This window comes from Gordonia terrae (assembly GCF_001698225.1).
In the GTDB taxonomy this organism is placed as follows: domain Bacteria; phylum Actinomycetota; class Actinomycetes; order Mycobacteriales; family Mycobacteriaceae; genus Gordonia; species Gordonia terrae.
The window spans coordinates 4,124,343-4,147,091 of sequence record NZ_CP016594.1 but is presented as its reverse complement, the minus strand read 5'-3'; the positions used below and the strand labels follow the sequence as shown (position 1 = coordinate 4,147,091).

At 67.9% G+C, this 22,749-nt stretch carries 25 protein-coding genes and 1 riboswitch; of the genes, 19 read left to right on the top strand and 6 right to left on the bottom strand.

The window, feature by feature from the left end; translation table 11 throughout:
• The first annotated feature begins 2 nt into the window (after window positions 1–2).
• A complete protein-coding gene (locus BCM27_RS18650; protein WP_004023543.1) occupies window positions 3–3,392 on the top strand; it encodes a pyruvate carboxylase in 3,390 nt (1,129 codons plus the stop codon).
• A gap of 91 nt (window positions 3,393–3,483) precedes the next feature.
• Here BCM27_RS18650 and metE read toward each other — a convergent pair whose 3' ends face one another.
• Both metE and BCM27_RS18640 read right to left on the bottom strand, forming a co-directional pair.
• Window positions 3,484–5,787: a 5-methyltetrahydropteroyltriglutamate--homocysteine S-methyltransferase gene (gene metE / locus BCM27_RS18645; protein ID WP_004023542.1), complete on the bottom strand. Its 2,304-nt coding sequence runs from the start codon at window positions 5,785–5,787 to the stop codon at window positions 3,484–3,486.
• A gap of 146 nt (window positions 5,788–5,933) precedes the next feature.
• Window positions 5,934–6,151, bottom strand: a riboswitch (cobalamin riboswitch).
• Between the two features lie 96 nt (window positions 6,152–6,247).
• Window positions 6,248–6,592 (bottom strand): iron chaperone, encoded by a 345-nt coding sequence (locus BCM27_RS18640; protein WP_004023540.1) that lies wholly within the window; start codon window positions 6,590–6,592, stop codon window positions 6,248–6,250.
• 249 nt (window positions 6,593–6,841) lie between these two features.
• Here BCM27_RS18640 and infA point away from each other — a divergent pair, with 249 nt between their 5' ends.
• The 8 genes from infA (at window position 6,842) to truA (ending at window position 11,646) form a co-directional block, all read left to right on the top strand.
• A complete protein-coding gene (gene infA / locus BCM27_RS18635; RefSeq protein ID WP_004023539.1) occupies window positions 6,842–7,063 on the top strand; it encodes a translation initiation factor IF-1 in 222 nt (73 codons plus the stop codon).
• A gap of 118 nt (window positions 7,064–7,181) precedes the next feature.
• Complete coding sequence (rpmJ, locus tag BCM27_RS18630) at window positions 7,182–7,295, top strand: 50S ribosomal protein L36 (RefSeq protein WP_005207978.1); 114 nt, start codon at window positions 7,182–7,184, stop codon at window positions 7,293–7,295.
• Between the two features lie 210 nt (window positions 7,296–7,505).
• Complete coding sequence (rpsM, locus tag BCM27_RS18625; protein WP_004023537.1) at window positions 7,506–7,874, top strand: 30S ribosomal protein S13; 369 nt, start codon at window positions 7,506–7,508, stop codon at window positions 7,872–7,874.
• A complete protein-coding gene (rpsK, locus tag BCM27_RS18620) occupies window positions 7,874–8,281 on the top strand; it encodes a 30S ribosomal protein S11 (protein ID WP_004023536.1) in 408 nt (135 codons plus the stop codon). Before rpsM ends, rpsK begins: the two co-directional genes overlap by 1 nt.
• 21 nt (window positions 8,282–8,302) lie before the next feature.
• Window positions 8,303–8,908 carry a 30S ribosomal protein S4 gene (gene rpsD / locus BCM27_RS18615; RefSeq protein WP_004023535.1) on the top strand — a complete coding sequence of 202 codons (606 nt, stop codon included), beginning with the start codon at window positions 8,303–8,305 and terminating at the stop codon, window positions 8,906–8,908.
• An 82-nt stretch (window positions 8,909–8,990) separates the two neighbouring features.
• Complete coding sequence (locus tag BCM27_RS18610; RefSeq protein WP_004023534.1) at window positions 8,991–10,043, top strand: DNA-directed RNA polymerase subunit alpha; 1,053 nt, start codon at window positions 8,991–8,993, stop codon at window positions 10,041–10,043.
• An 81-nt stretch (window positions 10,044–10,124) separates the two neighbouring features.
• The gene (rplQ, locus tag BCM27_RS18605) at window positions 10,125–10,751 is read left to right on the top strand and encodes a 50S ribosomal protein L17 (RefSeq protein ID WP_004023533.1); all 627 of its coding nucleotides are present in this window, start codon (window positions 10,125–10,127) and stop codon (window positions 10,749–10,751) included.
• The gene (gene truA / locus BCM27_RS18600; protein ID WP_004023532.1) at window positions 10,708–11,646 is read left to right on the top strand and encodes a tRNA pseudouridine(38-40) synthase TruA; all 939 of its coding nucleotides are present in this window, start codon (window positions 10,708–10,710) and stop codon (window positions 11,644–11,646) included. Before rplQ ends, truA begins: the two co-directional genes overlap by 44 nt.
• Window positions 11,647–11,752: 106 nt before the next feature.
• On the opposite strand, the gene BCM27_RS18595 is transcribed toward truA, so the two are convergent.
• From BCM27_RS18595 to BCM27_RS18585, 3 genes are all read right to left on the bottom strand, one after another.
• Entirely contained in the window at window positions 11,753–12,418 is a 666-nt protein-coding gene (locus BCM27_RS18595; protein ID WP_004023531.1) for a TM2 domain-containing protein, read from the bottom strand.
• A 68-nt stretch (window positions 12,419–12,486) separates the two neighbouring features.
• Window positions 12,487–13,029 (bottom strand): hypothetical protein, encoded by a 543-nt coding sequence (locus tag BCM27_RS18590; protein WP_004023530.1) that lies wholly within the window; start codon window positions 13,027–13,029, stop codon window positions 12,487–12,489.
• A 34-nt stretch (window positions 13,030–13,063) separates the two neighbouring features.
• Complete coding sequence (locus tag BCM27_RS18585; RefSeq protein WP_004023529.1) at window positions 13,064–14,137, bottom strand: alpha/beta fold hydrolase; 1,074 nt, start codon at window positions 14,135–14,137, stop codon at window positions 13,064–13,066.
• A gap of 237 nt (window positions 14,138–14,374) precedes the next feature.
• On the opposite strand from BCM27_RS18585, the gene BCM27_RS18580 reads away from it, so the two are divergent.
• A complete protein-coding gene (locus BCM27_RS18580) occupies window positions 14,375–15,010 on the top strand; it encodes a DedA family protein (RefSeq protein WP_004023528.1) in 636 nt (211 codons plus the stop codon).
• Window positions 15,011–15,037: 27 nt separating this feature from the next.
• Here the strand turns inward: BCM27_RS18580 and BCM27_RS18575 are convergent, their stop codons facing one another.
• Window positions 15,038–16,687, bottom strand: a complete 1,650-nt coding sequence (locus BCM27_RS18575; RefSeq protein WP_033205139.1) for a MinD/ParA family ATP-binding protein — start codon at window positions 16,685–16,687, stop codon at window positions 15,038–15,040.
• Window positions 16,688–17,059: 372 nt separating this feature from the next.
• Here BCM27_RS18575 and BCM27_RS18570 point away from each other — a divergent pair, with 372 nt between their 5' ends.
• The 9 genes from BCM27_RS18570 (at window position 17,060) to BCM27_RS18530 (ending at window position 22,551) form a co-directional block, all read left to right on the top strand.
• The gene (locus tag BCM27_RS18570) at window positions 17,060–17,440 is read left to right on the top strand and encodes a hypothetical protein (protein WP_004023526.1); all 381 of its coding nucleotides are present in this window, start codon (window positions 17,060–17,062) and stop codon (window positions 17,438–17,440) included.
• Between the two features lie 8 nt (window positions 17,441–17,448).
• Window positions 17,449–17,760: a YbaB/EbfC family nucleoid-associated protein gene (locus BCM27_RS18565; protein ID WP_033205141.1), complete on the top strand. Its 312-nt coding sequence runs from the start codon at window positions 17,449–17,451 to the stop codon at window positions 17,758–17,760.
• A gap of 58 nt (window positions 17,761–17,818) precedes the next feature.
• A complete protein-coding gene (locus BCM27_RS18560; protein ID WP_004023524.1) occupies window positions 17,819–18,127 on the top strand; it encodes a type VII secretion target in 309 nt (102 codons plus the stop codon).
• A gap of 14 nt (window positions 18,128–18,141) precedes the next feature.
• Window positions 18,142–19,479 carry a hypothetical protein gene (locus BCM27_RS18555; protein ID WP_004023523.1) on the top strand — a complete coding sequence of 446 codons (1,338 nt, stop codon included), beginning with the start codon at window positions 18,142–18,144 and terminating at the stop codon, window positions 19,477–19,479.
• Complete coding sequence (locus BCM27_RS18550; protein WP_004023522.1) at window positions 19,476–19,787, top strand: PE family protein; 312 nt, start codon at window positions 19,476–19,478, stop codon at window positions 19,785–19,787. Before BCM27_RS18555 ends, BCM27_RS18550 begins: the two co-directional genes overlap by 4 nt.
• Window positions 19,788–19,865: 78 nt before the next feature.
• Window positions 19,866–20,918: a PPE domain-containing protein gene (locus BCM27_RS18545; protein ID WP_004023521.1), complete on the top strand. Its 1,053-nt coding sequence runs from the start codon at window positions 19,866–19,868 to the stop codon at window positions 20,916–20,918.
• Complete coding sequence (locus BCM27_RS18540) at window positions 20,915–21,748, top strand: ESX secretion-associated protein EspG (RefSeq protein WP_004023520.1); 834 nt, start codon at window positions 20,915–20,917, stop codon at window positions 21,746–21,748. The genes BCM27_RS18545 and BCM27_RS18540 overlap by 4 nt, the downstream gene beginning before the upstream one ends.
• 118 nt (window positions 21,749–21,866) lie before the next feature.
• Window positions 21,867–22,190 (top strand): WXG100 family type VII secretion target, encoded by a 324-nt coding sequence (locus tag BCM27_RS18535; RefSeq protein ID WP_004023519.1) that lies wholly within the window; start codon window positions 21,867–21,869, stop codon window positions 22,188–22,190.
• A 58-nt stretch (window positions 22,191–22,248) separates the two neighbouring features.
• The gene (locus BCM27_RS18530; protein ID WP_004023518.1) at window positions 22,249–22,551 is read left to right on the top strand and encodes a WXG100 family type VII secretion target; all 303 of its coding nucleotides are present in this window, start codon (window positions 22,249–22,251) and stop codon (window positions 22,549–22,551) included.
• Window positions 22,552–22,749: the final 198 nt, after the last annotated feature.

Sequence of the window (22,749 nt, the reverse complement as noted above, 5' to 3'; positions counted from 1 at the left end):
ACGTGTTCGAGAAAGTCCTGGTCGCCAATCGCGGCGAGATCGCTGTGCGCGCCTTCCGCGCATCCTTCGAACTCGGTGCCCGCACGGTGGCGGTGTTCCCCTACGAAGACCGGAACTCCGTGCACCGGGCCAAAGCCGATGAGTCGTATCAGATCGGGAATCCGGGTCAACCGGTGCGCGCGTACCTGTCGGTCGAGGAGATGATCGCGGCAGCTGAACGCTCGGGTGCCGACGCGATCTACCCGGGTTATGGATTCCTCTCGGAGAACCAGGAATTGGCGCGGGCGTGCGGGAAGGCGGGGATCACGTTCGTCGGGCCGTCGACCGATGTGCTGGAGCTGACCGGTAACAAGGCGACGGCGGTGGCCGCGGCCAAGGCGGCCGGACTGCCGGTGCTGGCGTCGTCGGAGCCGTCGGCGGATGTGGACGAGTTGGTGCGGGCCGCGAACGACATGGACTTCCCGGTGTTCGTGAAAGCCGTCGCCGGCGGCGGGGGCCGAGGTATGCGCCGGGTGGAGGAGATCGCCGGCCTTGCCGAAGCGATCAGAGCGGCCTCTCGGGAGGCCGAGGCCGCCTTCGGTGATGCGACGGTGTTCCTGGAACAGGCTGTCGTCAACCCGCGCCACATCGAGGTGCAGATCCTCGCCGACACCCAGGGCAACGTGATCCATCTCTTCGAGCGGGACTGCTCGGTGCAGCGCCGTCACCAGAAGGTGATCGAGCTGGCGCCGGCACCAAACTTGTCCGCTGAGCTCCGTGAACGGATGTGTTCTGATGCAGTCGCTTTCGCGCGACACATCGGATACACCTGCGCAGGTACCGTCGAGTTTCTGCTCGATGAACACGGCAGGCACGTGTTCATCGAGATGAATCCGCGAATCCAGGTCGAGCACACGGTGACCGAGGAGACCACCGACTTGGATCTGGTTGCCGCGCAGTTGCGGATCGCCTCGGGTGAATCGCTCGACGACCTCGGTCTGAGTCAGGACGGGCTACAGATCCGCGGTGCGGCGATGCAGTGCCGCATCACCACCGAGGATCCGGCCGACGACTTCCGGCCTGCCGTCGGGCGTATCACCGCCTACCGCAGTCCCGGGGGTGCCGGGGTGCGCCTGGATGGTGGCGCGGTACTCGGTGGGGAGGTCAGCGGTCATTTCGACTCGATGCTCGTCAAACTGACGTGCCGAGGACGCGATTTCGCCACCGCGGCGCGACGGGCCCGACGTGCGGTGGCCGAGTTCCGCATCCGCGGTGTGGCCACCAACATCCCGTTTCTGCAGGCGGTGCTCGACGATGTCGACTTCCGCGAGGGGCGGGTCACGACCTCGTTCATCGAGGACCGGCCCTGGTTGCTGACCTCACGATCGTCGGCCGATCGCGGTACGAAGATCCTGACCTACCTGGCCGATGTCACCGTCAACAAGCCCCATGGCGAGCGCCCGACCACGGTCTACCCGCGCGACAAGCTACCCACCCTGGACCGGGCGATGCTCGCATCGCCTCCGGACGGATCGCGGCAGCGGTTGCTCGCATCGGGGCCGCAGGGATTCGCCGATGACCTCCGCGATTCGACGGCGCTGGGCGTCACCGACACCACCTTCCGCGATGCGCATCAGTCGTTACTGGCAACAAGGGTGCGTACGACCGGCCTGATGGCCGTGGCTCCGTATGTCGCGGCCATGACTCCGCAGTTGTTGTCCCTGGAGTGCTGGGGTGGGGCCACCTACGACGTCGCGCTGCGCTTCCTGAAGGAAGACCCGTGGGATCGGCTGGCGCAGCTGCGCGAAGCGGTGCCCAACATCTGTCTGCAGATGCTGCTGCGCGGCGCGAACACCGTCGGTTACACCCCGTACCCGACGAAGGTGACCACTGCGTTCGTCGCCGAGGCGACGGCGACTGGGATCGACATCTTCCGGATCTTCGACGCGCTCAACAACATCGAGGCGATGCGCCCGGCGATCGATGCGGTCCGCGAGACCGGCGCGGCGGTGGCGGAAGTGGCCATGTCCTACACCGGCGACCTGGCGGACCCGGCCGAAGATCTGTACACCCTCGACTACTACCTCCGGCTGGCCGAGCAGATCGTCGATGCCGGTGCGCACGTGCTGGCGATCAAGGACATGGCCGGGCTGCTGCGTGCCCCTGCTGCGACAACGCTGGTGTCGGCGTTGCGCCGGGAGTTCGATCTGCCGGTGCACGTGCACACCCACGACACCCCCGGTGGGCAGTTGGCGACCTATCTCGCAGCGTGGCAGGCCGGAGCGTCAGCGGTTGACGGCGCCAGCGCCGCGCTGGCCGGCACCACCAGCCAGCCCGCGCTGTCCGCTATCGTCGCCGCGGCCGCGCATTCCGACCGCGACACCGGCCTCGACCTCCAGGCGGTCTGCGATCTCGAACCATACTGGGAAGCGCTGCGAAAAGTATACGCGCCCTTCGAATCCGGGCTGCCGTCGCCGACCGGACGTGTGTACACCCATGAGATCCCGGGCGGGCAACTGTCGAACCTGCGGCAACAAGCCATCGCGCTCGGGCTCGGGAACCGGTTCGAGGCGGTCGAGGAAGCCTATGCCGCCGCCGACCGCATGCTGGGCAGGCTGATCAAGGTCACCCCGTCGTCGAAGGTCGTGGGCGATCTCGCGCTGGCACTGGTGGGCAAGGGGATCACCGCCGAAGAGTTCGCCGCCGATCCGCGATCCCACGATGTCCCGGACTCGGTGGTCGGCTTCCTGCGCGGCGAGCTCGGCGACCCGGCCGGCGGGTGGCCGGAGCCGCTCCGCACCGTGGCGCTCGAGGGCCGTCCCGACGCGGCGTCGACCGAGGGCCTGTCGGCCGAGGACTCGGTGGCACTGGACACGCCAGGACCGAAGCGGCAGCACACCCTCAACCGGCTCCTGTTCCCCGGCCCCACAGAGGAGTTCGACGACCATCAAGAAACCTACGGCGACACCTCACGACTGTCGGCGAACCAGTTCTTCTACGGGTTGCGGTACGGCGAGGAGCACCGCGTCGAGCTCGAACCGGGTGTGGAGTTGCTCATCGGACTCGAGGCGATCAGTGAGCCCGACGACAAGGGCATGCGCACCGTCATGTGCATCCTCAACGGACAGCTGCGGCCGGTGCAGGTGCGTGACCGGTCGGTCGACGCCGAGGTGGCCGTTGCGGAGAAGGTGGACCGGTCCAATCCCCGTCACGTCGGCGCACCGTTCGCCGGGGTCGTCTCGCTGAGTGTCGGTGTCGGCGACGAGGTCGCCGCCGGTGCGGCCGTCGGCACCATCGAGGCCATGAAGATGGAGGCCACGATCACCGCGCCTGTCGGCGGCAAGATCGCGCGGCTGGCGATCGACTCGGTCACGCAGGTCGCTCCTGGCGATCTGCTCGTCGAGATCGGTTGACGCACAACAAGCAGTCGGTATTGCAGACCGCGGCCGTCGCACTCACGGGAGAGTGCGACGGCCGGGGTCATTTGTCGAGCCGGTTGACTGCCTAGCCGGACAGCGGGATCGTCTCGCGCAGTCGTGTTGCCGCGGCCACCATGTTGGTGAGCGAGTCCACCACCTCCGGGGTCCCGCGGGTCTTCAGCCCGCAATCCGGGTTGACCCACAGACGGGAAGCGCCGACGCTCGACAGCGCCGACGACAGGGCCGAGAAGATCTCGTCCTGGTCGGGCACGCGCGGTGAGTGGATGTCGTACACACCCGGGCCCACCGCGTTACGGAAGCCGGCCTCGTCGAGGTCGTCGAGCACCTCCATGTGCGACCGCGCCGCCTCGATCGAGGTGACGTCGGCGTCGAGGTCGGCGATCGCTCCGATGACCTCGCCGAATTCCGAATAGCAGAGGTGCGTGTGGATCTGTGTATCGTCGCGGACCCCGGAGGTCGCGATGCGGAACGCCCGAACGGCCCACGCCAGGTACCCGGGCTTGTCCGCGTCACGCAACGGCAGCAACTCGCGCAGAGCGGGTTCGTCGACCTGGATGATCCCGACCCCTGCCCTCTCGAGGTCGACGGTCTCGTCGCGGATGGCGAGCGCGATCTGATCGGCAGACGCCGACAGCGGCTGGTCGTTGCGAACGAAAGACCAGGCAAGAATCGTCACCGGGCCGGTCAGCATGCCCTTGACCGGCTTGCTGGTCAGCGTCTGCGCGTAGGTGATCCAGTCGACTGTCATCTGCTTCGGCCGGCTCACATCGCCGAACAGGATCGGTGGCCGCACGCACCGCGAGCCGTAGGACTGCACCCAACCGTTCGCCGTCGCGAAATATCCCTCGAACTGCTCGGCGAAGTACTGCACCATGTCATTGCGCTCGGGTTCCCCGTGGACGAGCACATCGAGGCCGACCGATTCCTGCAGCGCCACGACGTCCGCGATCTCCGCTTTCATCCGGTCCTCGTACTCGGTGCGGTCGATCTCGCCCGATCGCAGCGCGGCCCGCGCCAGTCGGATCGCAGAGGTCTGCGGATAGGAACCGATCGTGGTGGTCGGCAGCGGGGGCAGTCCCAGCCGCTCCTGCTGGGCGGCGAGGCGATCATCGGCCGGGCCGCGCGTCGCGTCGGCATCGGTGACGGCGTCCAGGCGTGCGCGGACGTCGGCGTTGTGCAAACGAGGGTCGGTGGCACGGCTGGCCAGTGCCGTCGAGCTCTCGGCGAAGGCGGCGGCCTGCGCGGCGTGGCCTTCGCGCAACGCCGACGACAACACCGCCACCTCGAGGAATTTCTCGGCCGCGAACGCGAGCCAACCGCGAAGGTTGGTGTCGAGCTCGTCCTCCGCGTCCACGGTGTAGGGGACATGCAGGGTCGAGCACGACGTCGAGACGGCGATGGAACGGGCGGAACCGAGCACGGTGGCCAGCGTCGCCGCGGCCTGGTCCAGGTCGGTGCGCCACACGTTGCGGCCGTCCACCACGCCGGCGATCAGCAGCTTGTCGGCCAGGCCGGGGGTGCCGGCCACCGTCTCGACCGAGCCGTCGACGAGGTCGACCGCGATGGCCTCGATCGGCGTCCGGGCCAAGTGTGCCAACCGATCACCGGCGTCACCGAAGTACGTCGCCACCGCGATGGCCGGACGGCGCTCGTGGGAGCCCAGGGCGTTGTACACCGATTCGGTCCGCGGACCCAGGCCCGCGGCGGCATCGGTCACCAGGACGGGTTCGTCCAGCTGAACCCACTCGACGCCGGCGTCAGCCAACCGCGTCAGGAGGTCTCGGTACAGGGGCACCAACTCGTCGAGGCGATCGAGCGGAGCGCCCGCCCCGTCGACCGCCTTCGACAGCGCCAGGAACGTCACCGGGCCGACGATCACCGGGCGGGCCGGGAGACCCAGTTCCCCGGCTTCGGCGACCTCGGCCAGCACCTTCGCCGGATTCAACCGGAACGTGGTCGACGGGCCGATCTCGGGGACCAGGTAGTGGTAATTGGTGTCGAACCATTTGGTCATCTCGAGTGGGGTCACCTCGGCGGTTCCGCGGGCCGCCGCGAAGTAGCGATCGAGCCGATCGTCGATCTCGGCGAACCTCGGCGGCAGTGCGTCGAGGAGGACCGTGGTGTCGAGCACCTGGTCGTAGTACGAGAACGTGTTGACCGGGACGGAGTCGTGGCCGGCCTCGGTGAGCTCGGCCCACTGCTCGCTGCGTAGGCGCTGCGCGACCGTGGCGAGCTCGGTCCGGTCGATGCGGCCGGACCAATAGCTTTCGACGGCCCTCTTCAGTTCGCGCCGGGGGCCGATGCGTGCGGTGCCGAGGACGGTGGTGGTGAACGGTGCCGCGGAGCTGCGGCGGACGGTGTCGGACATGGACGTCGACTTCTCCTACTGACGGTGGATGGTTCACCGCCCAGCAGGGGAGATCGATCGGACCCACGTCACGCCCGGCAGGGGGCACGCGACGATCGCCGGTTCGACCTGCGCCCAATCCTCGAGGCGGCGAGCCACCGGACGCGGCGCGTCCGGTACACCTGGCAGGTCTTCGGGCTCACCGTCGCTCTCGATCGAGATCCCTCTGATCGAAGTTCCTACTGACCGTCGCTTCCCAAGCCGGAGCTCAGTGCTGATGACGGTGGTCGTTACGGCATACCGCTGCGGGGACAGCTCCGGATTCGAACCGGATTCCCTCTCGTCCGCCGGCGTGATGCCGGCGACTCGACGCCGCGGACGGAGAGCTGAAACGACCCCCGACGCGGCGAACCACATGCGTCATCGACCCTAGCCCAGCAAAGTCGACCCGCTGAACACCGGTAGTTCGACGTTCGGGCGGTCAGCCGTCGATCTGATCGCGCCGAAACGACATCATCGCGCGGATCGCATCGTCGGAAGGAGGAGTCCCCGGCTGAAACCGAACGGTGCCCTTCTCCACGTCGAAACCGTCGAGGAACGGCCGCCCGGCGTCGACCGCCTCCGGGCTGAACGGGTACAGACCGATGTGCTTCTTGGTGCGCATCACCGAGAGGAGCGGGCTCCCGCGATATGTCAGGGCCGGCATGCCGTAGCCCTTGCCCTGAGTGGTGTCGGGGACCGCGGTGCGGGCGACGTCGTAGATGCGTCCGACCACCTCGCGGTCGGCGGGGTCGAGTCCGTCGAGATAGTCGTCGACAGTGCCCATCCGGTGCGGCCTCTCTCCGTGGCGCTGAGCACGCATTTGGCCTGGCCTGCTCGTTCGCGTAACATGGATCGTCGGTGCGCATCGCGTGCCGGGCATCAGCGTGTCAGCACGTGGGCCCGGTCGGCGCACACCGGGTGCAGGTCCTCGCGGACCGGTGCCCACACCCTAACGGACAAACACTGATTCAACCCGGCCGATGCGCCGCGGCATCACCCGGATGTCGTGGTCACGGCCAGGATCGCGGAGGACATGGCGAAGAAAGACGGGGCCATCGAGGTCGAGGGTCGAGTGATCGAACCCCTGCCCAATGCGATGTTTCGTATTGAGCTGGAGAACGGACACAAGGTTCTCGCCCACATCAGCGGCAAGATGCGGCAGCACTACATCCGCATCCTGCCCGAGGATCGGGTCGTCGTGGAACTCTCGCCCTACGACCTGGCTCGTGGGCGAATCGTGTACCGCTACAAGTGAGACTTTCCCGGCGATGCCGGGGACAGACTTCCCGGACATCCGTTCGGGAGGAGACCGACACCCACGTGCACGGCCGCTTTCGGCGTGCGCGCGGGCGAGCCGAGCAGGAGAGATTGACGTGAAGGTTCAGCCGAGCGTCAAGCCGATCTGCGAGAAGTGCAAGGTGATCCGCCGCAACGGTCGGGTCATGGTGATCTGCGAGAACCTGCGTCACAAGCAGCGTCAGGGCTGATCACGCGCACCCTCCGGGTCGCTTGAGTCAGAACAACTGAAGATCGACAACTGAACACACAAGGACCTCCCAACACCAGCGGCGACAGACGCGTCACCGCCTACCTCCGGATCAGAGGCCGGAGCCCACGAGGCCGGACACACGGTTCGGCACCAGCTCGCGGGACGGACTGGGAGCAGACCTCTGAGAATCGAAAAGGAAATCCGCCACATGGCACGTGTTGCTGGTGTGGATCTCCCCCGCGAGAAGCGGCTGGAGATCGCACTGACCTACATCTATGGAGTTGGGCGTACCACCTCCAAGGAGATCCTCGAGGGAACGGGCCTGAGCCCCGACCTGCGAGCCAAGGATCTCACCGACGCAGACGTCTCGAAGCTGCGTGAGTACATCGAAGCCTCGGTGAAGGTCGAGGGTGACCTGCGTCGCGAGGTGCAGGCCGACATCCGTCGCAAGATCGAGATCGGCTGCTACCAGGGTCTGCGCCACCGTCGTGGCCTGCCTGTGCGTGGACAGCGCACCAAGACCAATGCCCGCACTCGCAAGGGCCCGAAGAAGACCATCGCCGGGAAGAAGAAGTAATGCCTCCGAAGTCACGTAGCGCAGGCCCCAAGAAGGGCACCCGCCGTCGCGATAAGAAGAACGTCCCGCACGGCCACGCGCACATCAAGTCGACGTTCAACAACACCATCGTGTCGATCAGCGACCCCAGCGGCAACATCATCAGCTGGGCATCGTCGGGCCACGTCGGTTTCAAGGGTTCGCGCAAGAGCACCCCGTTCGCGGCTCAGCTCGCGGCCGAGAACGCTGCGCGCAAGGCCCAGGAACACGGCGTCAAGAAGGTCGACGTCTTCGTCAAGGGACCGGGCTCGGGTCGCGAGACCGCCATCCGCTCCCTGCAGGCAGCCGGCCTCGAGGTCGGCACCATCTCCGATGTGACCCCGCAGCCGCACAACGGTTGCCGTCCGCCCAAGCGGCGCCGGGTCTAGCGGGAAAGGAAGAGATAAGACATGGCTCGTTATACCGGCCCCGCAACAAAGAAGTCCCGTCGTCTCCGCGTCGACCTCATCGGTGGAGACGCAGCGTTCGAGCGTCGCCCCTACCCGCCCGGCCAGCACGGCCGTTCGCGGATCAAGGAGAGCGAGTACCTGCTCCAGCTGCAGGAGAAGCAGAAGGCGCGCTTCACCTACGGCGTCATGGAGAAGCAGTTCCGCCGCTACTTCGAAGAGGCGAACCGTCGCACCGGCAAGACCGGTGACGAACTGCTGAAGCTGCTCGAGACCCGTCTCGACAACGTCGTGTACCGCTCGGGCATCGCCCGGACCCGTCGCCAGGCCCGCCAGCTGGTCAGCCACGGCCACTTCACCGTCAACGGTGTGAAGGTCGACGTGCCCAGCTACCGCGTCAGCCAGTACGACATCATCGACGTCCGCCCGAAGTCGCTGCAGACCGTCCCGTTCCAGATCGCCAAGGAGCTCGTCGGCGATCGTCCGGTCCCGGGTTGGCTCCAGGTCGTGCCGTCGACCCTGCGCATCCTCGTGCACAGCGTGCCCGAGCGTGCTCAGATCGACGTACCGCTCACCGAGCAGCTCATCGTCGAGTTCTACTCGAAGTAAGACACACCGCCCGACAGCAGCAGCTGTTCGGTTCACCCTCGAGGCCGTCATATAGCGGTCGGCCAAAGGAGATATCCAAGAAATGCTCATCTCACAGCGACCCACCCTCACCGAGGAAGTCCTTGCCGAGGACCGTTCGAAGTTCGTCATCGAGCCGCTCGAGCCGGGCTTCGGTTACACCCTCGGCAACTCGCTGCGTCGTACCCTGCTCAGCTCGATCCCGGGTGCTGCCATCACCAGCATTCGTATCGACGGCGTGCTCCACGAGTTCACCACCGTGGCCGGGGTCAAGGAAGACGTCACCGACATCATCCTGAACCTCAAGGGCCTCGTGGTCAGCTCCGACGAGGACGAGCCGGTCACCATGTACGTGCGCAAGCAGGGTCCGGGCACCGTCACCGGCGCCGACATCGTGCCCCCGGCCGGTGTCACCGTGCACAACCCCGATCTGCACATCGCCACCCTGAACGACAAGGGCAAGCTCGAGATCGAGCTCGTCGTCGAGCGGGGCCGCGGCTATGTTCCGGCCGTGCAGAACAAGGCGTCGGGTGCCGAGATCGGCCGTATCCCGGTCGACTCGATCTACTCGCCGGTGCTCAAGGTGACCTACAAGGTCGAGGCAACCCGTGTCGAGCAGCGCACCGACTTCGATCGCCTGGTGCTCGATGTGGAGACCAAGAACTCGATCAGTGCGCGTGACGCGCTGGCATCGGCGGGCAAGACCCTGGTGGAGCTGTTCGGGCTCGCCCGGGAACTCAACGTCGAGGCCGAGGGCATCGAGATCGGGCCGTCGCCGGCCGAGGCCGACCACATCGCGTCGTTCAGCCTGCCGATCGAGGATCTCGAGCTGACCGTCCGGTCCTACAACTGCCTCAAGCGCGAGGGTGTGCACACCGTCGGCGAGCTGGTTGCCCGGACCGAGTCGGATCTGCTCGACATCCGCAACTTCGGTCAGAAGTCGATCGACGAGGTCAAGGTCAAGCTGCACGCGCTCGGTCTGTCGCTCAAGGACAGCCCGGCGAGCTTCGATCCGTCGCAGGTCGCAGGTTATGACCCGGCCACCGGCACGTGGTCGGAAGACGCGTCCTTCGACGCCGATTCCGGTGAGGATTTCGCGGAGACCGAGCAGCTGTAGTCGCTTCGACGCGGCGGTAGCTGTCACTGCCCAACCCTGACTTCCGCATCGAGTGATGCGGGGTCCTCCTAGGAGAAGACAATGCCCAAGCCCACCAAGGGTGCCCGCCTCGGCGGGTCGGCCAGCCACCAGAAGGCGATGCTGGCGAATCTCGCCACCTCGCTCTTCGAGCACGGCCGCATCACCACCACGGAAGCCAAGGCCAAGCGCCTGCGTCCGTACGCGGAGAAGATCATCACCCACGCCAAGGCCGGCAAGCTGGCCAACCGTCGTGAGGTGCTGAAGGACATCCGTGACAAGGACGTCGTGCACACACTGTTCGACGAGATCGGCCCGTTCTTCGCCGATCGTCCGGGTGGCTACACCCGCATCATCAAGACGCTGCCGCGCAAGGGTGACAACGCCCCCATGGCCGTGATCGAGCTGGTGCGCGAGACCACCGCGTCGAGCGAGGCCAGCCGCGCGACCCGCGTCGCCGCCTCCAAGAAGGCCGCCGAGGACAAGCTCGACGCCACCGAAGAGGTTGTCGCCGATACCGATTCGGCTGATGGCGCGGACAACGTGGTGGAGGCCGTCGAGGCCGACGCCACCGATGCCGAGGTCGCCAACGCCGAGGCCGTGGCCGAGGCGGTCGACGACGAGTCCACCGCGGCGACCGCTCCCGATGCCGAGGCAGCCGGAGCAGACGTCGACGGCGACAAGAAGTAGTCGACTGAGTCGAGAATCGCAGACCGAACCCGTCGGCCCGGATCCCGGTGCCGGCGGGTTCTGTCGTCTCCGCTTCGACATCTCCTACGACGGAACCGACTTCGCCGGATGGGCACGGCAGGTCGGTCAGCGCAGCGTCTGCGAGGAACTCGAGACCCGGTTGTCGACGGTGCTGCGGGTGCCGGTGCGCCTGACCGTGGCGGGCCGAACCGATGCCGGTGTCCATGCGACGGGGCAGGTCGCACACGCCGATGTCCCGCGGACGACGCTGGAGACCAGATCGATCGGCGGCGATCCGTCGACCCTCGTCGGACGTCTCGCGAAGATGTGTCCCGACGACGTGCGGGTGACGGCGGCACGGGTGGTGCCCGGCGAATTCGACGCGCGGTTCTCGGCCCTACGCCGTCACTACCGGTACCGCCTGACCGATGCCCGGTGGGGTGCCGAGCCGGTGGTTGCACGGACGACTGCCACGTGGCGTCGACCTCTCGACGTCGACGCGCTGAACGCGGCGTCGTCGGAGTTGCTGGGCCTCAACGATTTCGCGGCGTTCTGTCGTCGGCGCGAGGGTGCGACGACCATCCGGGATCTCCAGCGATTCGCCTGGACCAGGGATTCCGACGGTGTCCTGGTCGGCGAGGTGAGCGCGGATGCATTCTGCTGGTCGATGGTGCGTTCGCTGGTCGGTGCGGTGGCGAGTGTCGGCGACGGCAGGCGCGACATCGCCTGGTGCCGTGAGCTTCTCGGTGAGCGGGAACGCAGCAGCCAGGTGCCCGTGGCCGAGGCCCGCGGGCTGTGCCTGGTCGGTGTCGACTATCCCGCCGACGACGAACTCGCCGCCCGCAACACCGTGACCCGCGACGTACGCGGACCCATCGGTTGTTGCGGCGGTTGACGCACGACGCCCCGGGAACCCGTCCTCCGGGAGACGGCCGGCGACGATAGGTCGGCCGTGGCTCTCCGGCGGGCGGCTAGCCGGGGCGTGCTGGCTGTGGCGGGGGCTAGTTGCCGAGCTTGAGACCGTTCTTGTCCCGCACATTGCCGGTCAGCATCATGATGCCGTCGATCAGTGCCCACACGGCGACACCGAAGACGATGAAGATCCCGACGATGAAGATCGCGGTGATGTACCCGATGATGGTCAGACCGAGTTGGATGGCGCCGGTGGTGTTGTCGCCGATGTAGAAGCGGCCGACGCCCAGGCTGCCGAGGAAGATCTGCAATAGGCCCGCGACGAGCTTCGACTTGTCGGAGAGCGGTTCACCGGTGGCCGGGTCCCGGCCGTACGGCGCGGTGGGGTCGGGTGCGCCGCCGTAGCCGTACCCGGGTGCCGCCGGATACCCGCCTTGCGGCGTCCCGTACTGCTGGGGTGCCCCATACTGCTGACCCCCGTACTGCTGGTTCCCGTACTGCTGGGGTGCGCCGTACTGCTGACCCCCGTACTGCTGGGGCGCGCCGTACTGCTGGTCCCCGTACTGCTGTCCGCCATAGTGTTGGTCGCCGTACTGGGGATTCTCGAAGCCGGGCTGCGACGTCGCCGCGCCGTGATCCGGACCCGCCGGCTGCTGGGTGGAGTCGGTGCCGTGGGACGGCGCCGGGTCGGCAGGCGGTGGCTGCTTCACGAACGGGTCGTTGGGCTTGTCGCCGGGATTCTCTGGTGTGGTCATCGGGTGGATCCTCCTCGTGACTCGGGTGGGACGGCGTGCTCGGATCGTGGGATCACGGGTCAGGCGACTCAGACGGCTGCGGCCAGTTGTCGTGCGTAGTACACGCGACCGGACACGTCGCTCATCGCCCAGGGTGACGTCGCCGGGATGTTGGTGACGTGCATGACGCCGCCCGCGCCCCGGACCCGCACCTGGATGTAACCCGTCGTGCGCCGCTCTTTCATGAGCAAGAACAGCAGACTCAGAAAGCAGACCAGAAAGAACCCGACCAGCGCCAGCACCAGGCCCGTCTGCGACATCTGTTCGGAGGACACGGACATGTCGGTGACCTCCCACTGCGAACCCGCGAGTGGGAATGTGCCCGACGGCGTGATCACGTAGTGCTGCGTGCACGTGATGTCGCCGATGACCACCAGTGGCGGTTCGGGCAGCGCTGCGGCACCCGCGTCGACGTAGGGGCCGCCGTACGCGGGAGCCGGACCGGCGCTCGGGAATTGGGCCGGATGCGAGTGGTCGGCAGGAGCCGGCACGAATCCGGGGCTGGAATCGTACGCGTTCGGCTGAGGTGGCAACGGACGTGTGCCGTGATCGTCACTGCCCGGGTAGGTCATCCAGCAATGGTGGCATACGCGTGTGTGTTTCGGGTCAGGTGGCGTTGCGCTCGTCTTCGAAGGCCTCGAGCACCTCGTCGACGGTGTCGTCGTCCCCGACGAACTGCTCCGGATGGGCGCCCTCGGACATGAGATGCCGCCAGTTGAGGGGGTCGAACTCGACCGGCGCGTGGCGCGAGATGAAATCGATGACGACTCGGCAGAAACGCTCCGGATCGTCATGGAACGGGAAATGGCCTGACCCGGTGAAGGTCTCGAACTCGGAGTGGGGGATCGCCGAGTGCGCCAGTTCACCGTGGTGGTGCGGGATCACGATGTCCCGGTCACCCCACACGAGCAGGACCGGCAGGCGCTCGGTGAGGTAGCAGCGGTCGAGCATCGTGACGGATTGCCCGCGCCAGTCGACGACGGCACGCAACGTGCGGAGGAAGGCTGCCGATGCGGTCGGGTCGGCGAGCCCGCCGAGGACCCGCATGAGGTCCTCGTGGTCGGCCAGGAGATGTTCGGGTGTCGCCGAGGACGGGAACAGGGGCGGCACCGGAGCGGCGACGATCGCTTTCGCGAGTGTCGTGAGACCCGGGACCACGCCGGGGACGCGGAGCACCGACAGCACCTGCGGGACGACGGGCAGCGAGAACAGCCGCAGGGCGGGGTTGACGTCGCGGGTGACCCCGCCGGCCGCGACCAGCACCAGGCGCTCGACGAAGCGCGGAAACTGGTAGCAGAACTGCATCGCGACGCCGCCACCCAGTGAGTGGCCCACCACCGTCACCTTGCTGATCCCCAGGACGACGAGAAGGTCGCGCATCCCGTTGGCGAAGGCGGGCACCGAGTAGTCGGCGCGGGGCTTGTCGGAGTTCCCGTGCCCGAGGAGGTCGGGCGCGATGACGGTGTAGTGCTGCGCGAGGATCGGGATGACCTCGTCCCACGTCGACGAATTGTCGCCGATGCCGTGGATGAGCAGCAGCGCGGGACCGCTGCCGGCGATCCGGTAGGCGCGGCGGTAGCCGTGAATGGTGTGGTACTCGACGCGGACGTCGGTGCGGGACACCGTTCGCAGCGTCGGGCCGGTTGCGGTCGGGGACGGATCCCGATGCGTGGTGGGCACTGCGTCTCCCCTCGGTGTCGCGCGTGCGGGCGTCAAGTCGCGTCCTCGGCGACGGACCGGTACACGGCCGCGGCCGTCGTACTCCTCAGACGTCGAGTAAACCGCATCCCCGGCCGCCATGCGCATCGGGTCCGGGCGTGGTCAGGGTTACCGGGGGCTGAACGATTGCCGACGCCCAGCAGGTGGAGCCGGTCACCGCACTCCACTGGGCATTCCGCCCCACTACTGTGGGATTCGATGAATCCCTTCGACATCGAGTCCTTCGTGGCCACCGGTGGCCTCATCGGTCTCTGCGTGCTGATCTTCGTGGAGACCGGAATCCTGGTCGGCTTCATCTTTCCCGGTGACTCGGTGCTCTTCACAGCCGGCGTGTTCGCGGCGCAACCCGACCCCTTCGCACCGCTGTGGCTGCTGTGTCTCGCCGTGCCGCTGGCAGCGATCATCGGCGACCAGTGCGGCTACTTCATCGGCCGCCGGGTGGGTCGTGGTGTCGTCGAGGGCAAGCTGATGCGCACCATCGGACCCGAGTACCTCGCCAAGACGAACCACTACTTCGATCGCTTCGGCCCGCTCACCGTGTTCTTCGGCAGGTTCATCGGGATCGTCCGCACTCTCACCCCGCTGGTCGCCGGGTTCAGCGGCATGCCGCACCGCACGTTCACCTTCTTCAGCGTGCTGGGCAGTTTCGTCTGGGCGGCCGGGATCATCCTGCTGGGCTACTTCCTCGGCAACGTCCCGGTCATCCGCGACAACATCGAGATCTTCATCATCGCCTCGGTGTGCACGATCGTCATACCGACATTCATCCATCTGGCACGGCGGTGGCGGATCGCGCGGCGGGACCGGCGAGCGGACCGCTCGGAAGCCGCGTAGGCATCGGCGCCCTCGGCATCCGGAACATCACCGGAGGTACGGCTCCTCCCGGTGTGCGGGACCTCCGGAGAAATCGTCGGCGATGGTGGCCGCCAGCTCGACGAAAGAACGCTTCGTCGGCTTCGACATCAGTTCCAGGTCCACATCCGCGCCTTCGGCGAGGTGATCGTCGAACGGGACCTTGTGGACGGCGCGGCATCGCGTGAGGAAGTGCTGGCCCAGCTGGTCGGTGTCGATGGTCGACGAACCGGGCCGCGACGAGCTCACGACGACGACGGCCCGCGAGACGAGATGTCCGAACCCGTGCGCCTCCAGCCAGTCGAGGGTGGCCCCGGCGCTGCGAGCACCGTCGAGAGCAGGAGAGCTGACGAGGATGATCATGTTCGCGAGATCGAGGACGCCGTTCATCGCCGAGTGGCTCAGGCCGGTGCCGCAGTCGGTGATGATGATGTTGTAGAACCGCTGGAGCACGGTGATGACGCCCCGGTACTCCTCCTCGTTGAACGCCTCGGCCATCGCCGGATCTCGCTCGGAGGCAAGGACCTCGAGTCGGCTCGGGGCCTGCGAGGTGTGTGCCCGGACATCGGAGTAGCGGTAGACGTTCTCGTCGGCGAGCAGGTCGCGGACCGTCGACCGTGTCTGTTGCGGAATCCGTTGTGCGAGCGTACCGAGGTCGGGATTGGCGTCGACGGCGATGACGCGGTCGCCGCGCAGCGAGGCGAACGTGGAGCCGAGGCCGACGGTGGTCGTGGTCTTGCCGACACCGCCTTTGAGTGACAGCACAGCGATGCGATAGTCCCCACGGACCGGCCGGTTCACACGTTCGAGCAGCTGCTGGTATTCGATGTCGCCCTGCGACTCTCCGGGATTGATGGCACCGGCCGACAACGTGTGCACCGCGCGCCGCCAGCCGCGGCTCGGGGCGCGACGAGCCTTGCGGATCAGCGCGACCTCGTCGAGCGAGGGGCCTCCCGGCGGCGGCCCGTATCCGTGCTGCATCGGCTGACCGGGGAAGGGCTGTCCGGGGAAGTTCGGGCCGGGGCCGACCGGAGCGGGACCCGGGTGTGGGGGCGGTTGGTGAGCGGTGACCGGCATCGACTGGTGAGCAGGTCCCGGGTCGCCCGGATGCGACGCGGGCGGGACGGGTGGCGGAGGGGCCGAGCGCGGGTCGACGTGGTGCGGCGACCCTCCGGACGCCGGTGCCGGCCCGCTGAACTGGTCGGGGCCGAACTGGCCGGGGCCGAAGTGATCCGGGCCGAGGTGATCCGATCTGGGGCCGGGCGGAACGTGGGGCGGCCAGGGGGGACCGGTGGGAGTCGTGGGCGGCGGAAACTCGGGACGGAATTGCGGCGACGGGGCCCCGCCGGCCGGATGGAGATCGGCGGGCGCGGCTCCGGGATACGTCGCCGGGCCGAATTCGTGGACAGGCGGGTGTGGGGAGTCGGGCTGATCGGACATCGGAGCGACGCGGCCGGCGTCGGCCTCGGGTCGCGGGGGAGTCGGTGCGCCGGCGGGTGATCCACTGTCATTCGGATGAGCGGACGGCCGGGTCGGCGGTGGCGGCCCGGAATCGGCCGGCGGCGGCGCGAACTGCAGCCACGGCGGCGGCGCAGGCGCGTCGGCATTCGAGCCGTCGGCCCCAGGTCCGTCGGGCCTCGTGGGGTTCTCATACGTCATCGGGGAATCCTCTGGTCAAGCGGCCGGGCGCCGATCGCGACAGGCTGCGAGTTCGGCGAGGCGTGCAGCGAATCCACCCCGTTTTGTCGATCAACCCCGGCTGCGTCCTGCGGCAGTCTACCGAAGCCCGTCGACCTGGTCCGGACGAGATCCACACACCGTCTCAGGGCATACGTTTGGCATTGCGTATCGCTGGTGTGGTGGCGTTGAGGTGAGTATGGCAGTATCAGGCACTCACACATGTGCGCAGCGGGGTGCGCGGATCTTCACGGATCCGCATGTGGGAGGTCTGCTTCCGTCGAACGAGAATTCGATGGAACCGAAAGGGGCCCCGGCTGCGTCATATTCGGCGTGAAGGGGGTGCAGCTTTCCATGACCTACTCCGACGATCCTCGGGATCCCGTCGACGGTGACGCCGACGACCCGTGGGCGGTGATGCACGAGTACACGACCGCTCGATCCCGATCCGGCGGGCTCGGCGTCCGAACCACCGCCCAGGGCCTGCCCGTATCGGTCCGTATCGAACCGTCTGAGCTCGCCAAGGACCCGGCTCTGCTCGCCGGTGACATCCTCCGACTCTGTCAGCAGGCGGCGATGTCCGCGGGAATCCGGCTCCGCGAGAACCTCCTTGCCGCCGGCATCGACCGTGACCTCGTGCAGGAGATGCAGCTGCCCCGCCCGGACGATCTCGCGCGAGCCGAATGGCGCGACGACGAGGAGGCCGACGCCCCCGCGTCGTGGTTGCAGCGATGACCTGGGGAATGGACGAACTCGAGGCGCGCGCGCAACGGCAGCTCGACGGCCTGCACGAGTTCCAGGAGAAACTGCGCGGGATCTCGGTGCGGGAGACGTCGTCCGACGGGCTGGTCACCGCCGAGGTGGACGGCAAGGGCGCGCTCGTCGACCTCGAATTCGCTTACGGCGCCAACGAACTCGGTGCGAGCCGCCTGGCCGACCAGGTCGTGACGACCGCCGCGCTGGCCGCGCAGAAGGTCTACGCCCGGATCGCCGCGGTGACCGAGGAGTTCAACGAGTCGTTCGGCGACATGCTGGCCGCTCGTCCGGCCGAATGACGGGTTCGGCCGACACGGAATCGTTTCATCAGACTCACGAGAACGAGGGGGTTCGAGAATGACGGACGTCAAGGTGACGCCGGAGGTGCTCGAGGGCTTCGCCGCAACGAACGCTGCGATGGCGACCGCGGTCGGGACCGCGGGTTCCATCGACGCCGCGGCCAACACGGCAGCGATGGTCCCCGTCTTCGGGCTGATCGGCCAGGAGTTTCTCGCTGCGTTCATCGCGGCGCAGGCCAGTCATCTCATGTCGGTGGGGCAGCTGGCGGCCGTACACGCAGCCACCGCCGCGTCCACCGCGGCGGGTCTCGCCGAATTCGAGGGCACCGACGCCTCGAGCGCCGCGGCCATCCGCTCGGTGCTGTGACGGTTCCACCGCAGATGCCGGCATCACCCGGCATCCCCGATGTGCCGGCACTGAACCACATGACGGTGCAGCAGATGATCGAGGCGACACCGCTCGGGCCGATCCTGGACCGAACCGTCGCAGACGTGCTCGGCGGGATGGGGTTGCCGCCGCTGCCCGTTCTGCCGCCGCTGCCGCCGCTGCCGGGACTGCCTCCGCTGCAGCCGCCGAATCTGGACATGTTCATCAAGCCGATGACCGATCTGCTGGGTGGTTTCGGCACCGGTGACCTCTCCGGCGGCGGCTTCGACCCGACGGTCATCTTCGAAAGCCTCACCAAGGTGCTCGAGACGTCGATGACGATGGGGCAGAGCGCCCTCAAGCTCGCCGACCAGTTGTGGACCGGGCAGGGTGCGGTGAGTGCCGGCGCCAAGACCGCGGAAGCAGGTGCCAACAGCTCGGCACTCGCGACGCAGGGCTCCGGGATCTCGCTGGACACCAAGACCGCTGCCGCCATCGTCGCGAAGGGGCTGGCGGTGGTGCAGGGGATCATCGCGGCAACAGTCGCAAAGATCACCAGCATGGCGGTCCCCATGATGATGACACCGGCGGTCGGCGCGGGCTTCGCGGCTGCGGCCGGGTTCGCCTCCATCGGACTGTCGCAGGCGACCGCCGCGGTCGCCGTGACCCGGGCCGAACTGCTCGGCCCGACAACTGCCATGGCGGTGAACGGAGCACCGGTCGCGGTCACCGGCGCACCCACGGCCGGCGCCGGACAATCGCCGTTCACGCTCGCGAGTTCCATTCTCGACGTCGTGTCGCCGGCCATGTCCACAGCCACCGAGTTGCCGACCTCCCTGATGCAGCCGATCAGCAAGATGCTGAACGTCGATCACGAATCGCCGGCCGTGGTCCCGGCCGCGCTGTCACCGAAGTCCAGAGGCGGCGGTGGCGGCGGTGGGGGAGGCGGCGGTGGTGGCGGCGGCGGCATCGGCGGCGTGGGTGGAGTCATGACGCCGCTCGGTGCTTCTCGGCCGACCGTCCCGACGAACTTCTCCCTCGGCGAACCCGCCCTCGGGGGATCGACGACGGCCAGACCCGTGACCGGACCCGCGGCGATGCCGATGGGCGGCGCACCGATGGCCGGTGCCCCGATGGGTGCCGCCGGTGCGCGGGGCGCGGGCGCCGCAGAGGACCAGCACGCGGTCCCCGACTATCTGGTCACCGAGGACAACGGTCGTCGCGTGGTCGGTGAGTCACCCGAGGTCGCGCCGGCTGTCATCGGCTTCGACGAAGCCGCCGACAGCGATCCGAGTCCGGACATCGAACTCCGACTGGGCATGCCCGGTCCGAAACGAAACGAGGAAGTATGAGCAACTCCCGACTCCGCGTCGAACCCGCCGAACTGATCTCGGCGGCAAGCGACCTCGACCGGATCGCCGATCGCCTCGAACTGGCGCTCACCGGCGCGGGCCGCGCACTCCCGGTCGCGGCCCAGGGCCGAGACGAGGTGTCGACCGCGGCCGCCGCGAGTTTCACCGCGGTCGCCGAGAAGTTCGAGACGGACACGGCGACGGGAGTCACGGAGATGCGGAAGATCGCCGCCGTCCTCCGAGCGCAGGCCGCCGGCTTCATCGAGGGCGATGCCGCGGCGTCGGACGCCTTCCGGGTGGCGCTCTAGTAGCGCCCGAAACATCCTGCGCAGCAGCGCCACTCAGCTCACACACCCACAATCCACCGGCATCGAAGGGAGGCGCTCGTGGTCGGCTTCACCGGAGTCAACTGGGACACCCGTCCGACCGAACAACTCGCCGCCGACCTCGGCGCGGGGCCCGGCCCCGCGCCGCTGGCGGAAGCCGGGCTGGCCTGGGCCGCCCTCGCCGCCGAGGTCGGGGAAGCGGGGGTCGAGTACGCGGCCGTGCTGGCACGGCTGGGCGCACACTGGCAGTCAGCCCACACAAGTGCGGCTTTCGAGAAACTGACGCGGTTGGCACCATGGTTCGCCGACGTCGCGGCCGAGGCCGTCGAGAATGCGGCGCGCGCCGAATCGCAGGCCGCGGCCATCACCGTCGCGCGGCTCAACATGCCCGACCTCGCGGAGGTCGACGTCGTCGAGAAGTTGCATGAGATCGCCACCACGGCCACGGCGGTCGCCCCGATCATCGCCGGCGCCGCCGCCCAGGCCGAGCGCGCGGTCGCGCACCAGCGCATGCGCGCCGCGCGGGTGATGCAGACGTATGAAAACGCCACCGAATCGGTTGCCGCGCCATGGGAATCGGCACGGCCGGCGCCGGTGCTGGTGTCCGGTGACCCGCTCGCTGCCGAGCAGGCGGCCGCAGCGCGTGCATCGGCACCACCGCTGCCGACTCCGGCGTCCGCGGCGCCTCCCGGTGCGGTGACGCCCGTGGGCTTCGGGGGAGTGTTCGTACCGCCGCCCGAGAAGCTCAAGTACGCACCGACCATCGTGGCGAGCAGCTCACCGCAGGTCACCACCACGACGACCGGCGGGGCGCCGGCCACGTCGGCTCCCGGTCCGGGTCCCGGCGTACCACCTCCGGTGGCCCCCGGCGTCGCCGCGGCAGACCGCGGTGCAGTCGTCCGCACGGTCGCCGCCGATCTCGACTCGCCGGACGCACCGACGTCCTCGGCGAGCGAAACGACGGAGCAGACGGCCACGTGGGCCGATCTGGCCACGTCGGATCGCCCTGCCGCACATTATGTCTCGGAGCCGGACACCCACCTCCGTCCGGATGTCGATCCCCGATACCTGTCGGAGACGCTCATGCTCGGCAACCCGGGTGAGCGCCGATGATGCCGATCACGAACGACGCCGGGCTGCTCGTCGACGCCGCGGTCCTGCGCAGGCTGGGCGAACGCTTCGGGGTCCAGACCTGGCCGGTCGTTCTCGATCTGGGCGACGTCGCCGAGAATGACGGCGCCGACACGGAATCCGGTGCGACCGCCGACTCCGAAGCCGACGCGACGATCGAAGCACTCGGACTCGTCGAGCACGGCGAGCCGTCGGCGTGGGCCGCGACGGTGCTGAGGGTGCTGGCGCAACCATGGCGTGAGATCGAGATCCGATCGTTCTCCGACGGTGCCGTTCGCCGAATATGCGTGGCGCGCAACGGTCACCAGCATGTACTCGCGAAGCGAACCGGGCCGGGGGTCGACATCACGGTTGTCGACGTCGGCGATGTGGCGGAACTCGCCGGCATCGTGCGGGCACAGTTCGACGCACCCGGATCCGATGCGTCGACGCCGGCTGACTTCACGGCCTTCGCGGCTCCGTCCGACGAGGTGGTCGACCGGCTCGGCCGCTGTCGGACGGGAATCGAGACGACCGACGCCCTGCACGCGCTGGGAGCGACTCCGGCGGATGCCGCCGTCGTGTCGGCCGCCTTCGCGTCGTGCCGGACGCGCACCGAGATCGTCGCCTCGATGAACGAGGACGGACGATTCGCTCAATCTTCTGGAGCTGTGGCGGTTTTCGACACCGAGCGGGGTCGAATCGTGTCCAGTCCCAGCAAGTCCCCGGACGGTCGGGTGTGGACCACCTTCTCGCCGGGAACGGGTCATCGAATCGCACAGGCGGTCAGCCTGTTGATAGAGACCCTGCCCGACGGGAAATGGATGCCATGATCCGCATCGGGGGATTCCGCGGAACAGACCGCCGCGGGAATCAACTGTCAGGGGTATCTGTGTCACGGATACCAACGGGGGCATCGCCAGACGGTGCCGTTACACAGGAGGAGCACTCATGCTGAACTTGCCCGGAGCAGGCGGCGGCGCCGGCGTCACCGTGAACGTCGCGGACGGACAGGCCACCGCAGCCAAGGTCGGCAGTCTCGTCGAGGACATGAAGGCTGTCATCAACCAGATCGCGCAGCACGCCGGCAATGCGACGCCGACATGGCAGGGCTCGGCCGGCGTCGCGTTCGACGGAACGCACACCGACTGGAACAAGGCCGCGCTGACGATGAACCAGCTGCTGGAGCAGATCAAGACCCAGCTCACCAACGGCTTCGCCGGCTACGAGGACCAGGACGCGGCTGCGGCGCGCGGATTGAGCACCAGCGTCTGACACCGGCGTCTGACCACGGCCTGCCTTCTCAACTCCACGTTCTGCGAAAGGAACATCCATGAACGGCTCGATCAATTACGACTTCGCCGCTCTCGGCGATCTCAGCGGCGGCCTCCGGGCTGCCTTCACCCAGCTCGAGGACCTCAACTCTCAGCTCAAGGCGCAGGTCGCCGCGCTCGACGGGAACTGGAACTCGCAGCAGGCCAAGGCTGCCTACGTCGACGCGCAGGGCGCGTTCGATCGAATCTTCACCCAGTCTCGTGACTCGCTGACCTCGCTCGAGCAGGGTGTGAGCAACGCCAGCCGCGTCATGCAGGACACCGACGCAGCGATCGGAACGGGTTTCCGCGGTCTCGTCTGACCGCCGAACCCTCGCACTGTCCAGACGCCAGGCGGGGACCCTCCCGGGCACCGCGCCCGAAAGGGTCCCCGTTCGCTTCGCCCGCCTCCCAGGGCGGGCACAACGGCGTCGGTCAGGAGCCGTTCCGAGGTTTCCGGTGTCGGGCAACTGGGAAAGGTGCTTCGCACGTCGACTGACACGCCTTTGCGGATGTGCTTC

Bases quoted from the DNA above. Each gene is read 5' to 3' on its own strand.
- metE (WP_004023542.1), bottom strand. From the start codon at position 5,787: ATGTCCGACACCGTCCGCCGCAGCTCCGCGGCACCGTTCACCACCACC.
- BCM27_RS18640 (WP_004023540.1), bottom strand. From the start codon at position 6,592: ATGGGCACTGTCGACGACTATCTCGACGGACTCGACCCCGCCGACCGC.
- infA (WP_004023539.1), top strand. From the start codon at position 6,842: ATGGCGAAGAAAGACGGGGCCATCGAGGTCGAGGGTCGAGTGATCGAA.
- rpsM (WP_004023537.1), top strand. From the start codon at position 7,506: ATGGCACGTGTTGCTGGTGTGGATCTCCCCCGCGAGAAGCGGCTGGAG.
- rpsK (WP_004023536.1), top strand. From the start codon at position 7,874: ATGCCTCCGAAGTCACGTAGCGCAGGCCCCAAGAAGGGCACCCGCCGT.
- rpsD (WP_004023535.1), top strand. From the start codon at position 8,303: ATGGCTCGTTATACCGGCCCCGCAACAAAGAAGTCCCGTCGTCTCCGC.
- BCM27_RS18610 (WP_004023534.1), top strand. From the start codon at position 8,991: ATGCTCATCTCACAGCGACCCACCCTCACCGAGGAAGTCCTTGCCGAG.
- rplQ (WP_004023533.1), top strand. From the start codon at position 10,125: ATGCCCAAGCCCACCAAGGGTGCCCGCCTCGGCGGGTCGGCCAGCCAC.
- truA (WP_004023532.1), top strand. From the start codon at position 10,708: ATGCCGAGGCAGCCGGAGCAGACGTCGACGGCGACAAGAAGTAGTCGA.
- BCM27_RS18595 (WP_004023531.1), bottom strand. From the start codon at position 12,418: ATGACCACACCAGAGAATCCCGGCGACAAGCCCAACGACCCGTTCGTG.
- BCM27_RS18590 (WP_004023530.1), bottom strand. From the start codon at position 13,029: ATGACCTACCCGGGCAGTGACGATCACGGCACACGTCCGTTGCCACCT.
- BCM27_RS18580 (WP_004023528.1), top strand. From the start codon at position 14,375: ATGAATCCCTTCGACATCGAGTCCTTCGTGGCCACCGGTGGCCTCATC.
- BCM27_RS18575 (WP_033205139.1), bottom strand. From the start codon at position 16,687: ATGACGTATGAGAACCCCACGAGGCCCGACGGACCTGGGGCCGACGGC.
- BCM27_RS18570 (WP_004023526.1), top strand. From the start codon at position 17,060: ATGACCTACTCCGACGATCCTCGGGATCCCGTCGACGGTGACGCCGAC.
- BCM27_RS18565 (WP_033205141.1), top strand. From the start codon at position 17,449: ATGGACGAACTCGAGGCGCGCGCGCAACGGCAGCTCGACGGCCTGCAC.
- BCM27_RS18560 (WP_004023524.1), top strand. From the start codon at position 17,819: ATGACGGACGTCAAGGTGACGCCGGAGGTGCTCGAGGGCTTCGCCGCA.
- BCM27_RS18555 (WP_004023523.1), top strand. From the start codon at position 18,142: ATGCCGGCATCACCCGGCATCCCCGATGTGCCGGCACTGAACCACATG.
- BCM27_RS18550 (WP_004023522.1), top strand. From the start codon at position 19,476: ATGAGCAACTCCCGACTCCGCGTCGAACCCGCCGAACTGATCTCGGCG.
- BCM27_RS18540 (WP_004023520.1), top strand. From the start codon at position 20,915: ATGATGCCGATCACGAACGACGCCGGGCTGCTCGTCGACGCCGCGGTC.
- BCM27_RS18535 (WP_004023519.1), top strand. From the start codon at position 21,867: ATGCTGAACTTGCCCGGAGCAGGCGGCGGCGCCGGCGTCACCGTGAAC.
- BCM27_RS18530 (WP_004023518.1), top strand. From the start codon at position 22,249: ATGAACGGCTCGATCAATTACGACTTCGCCGCTCTCGGCGATCTCAGC.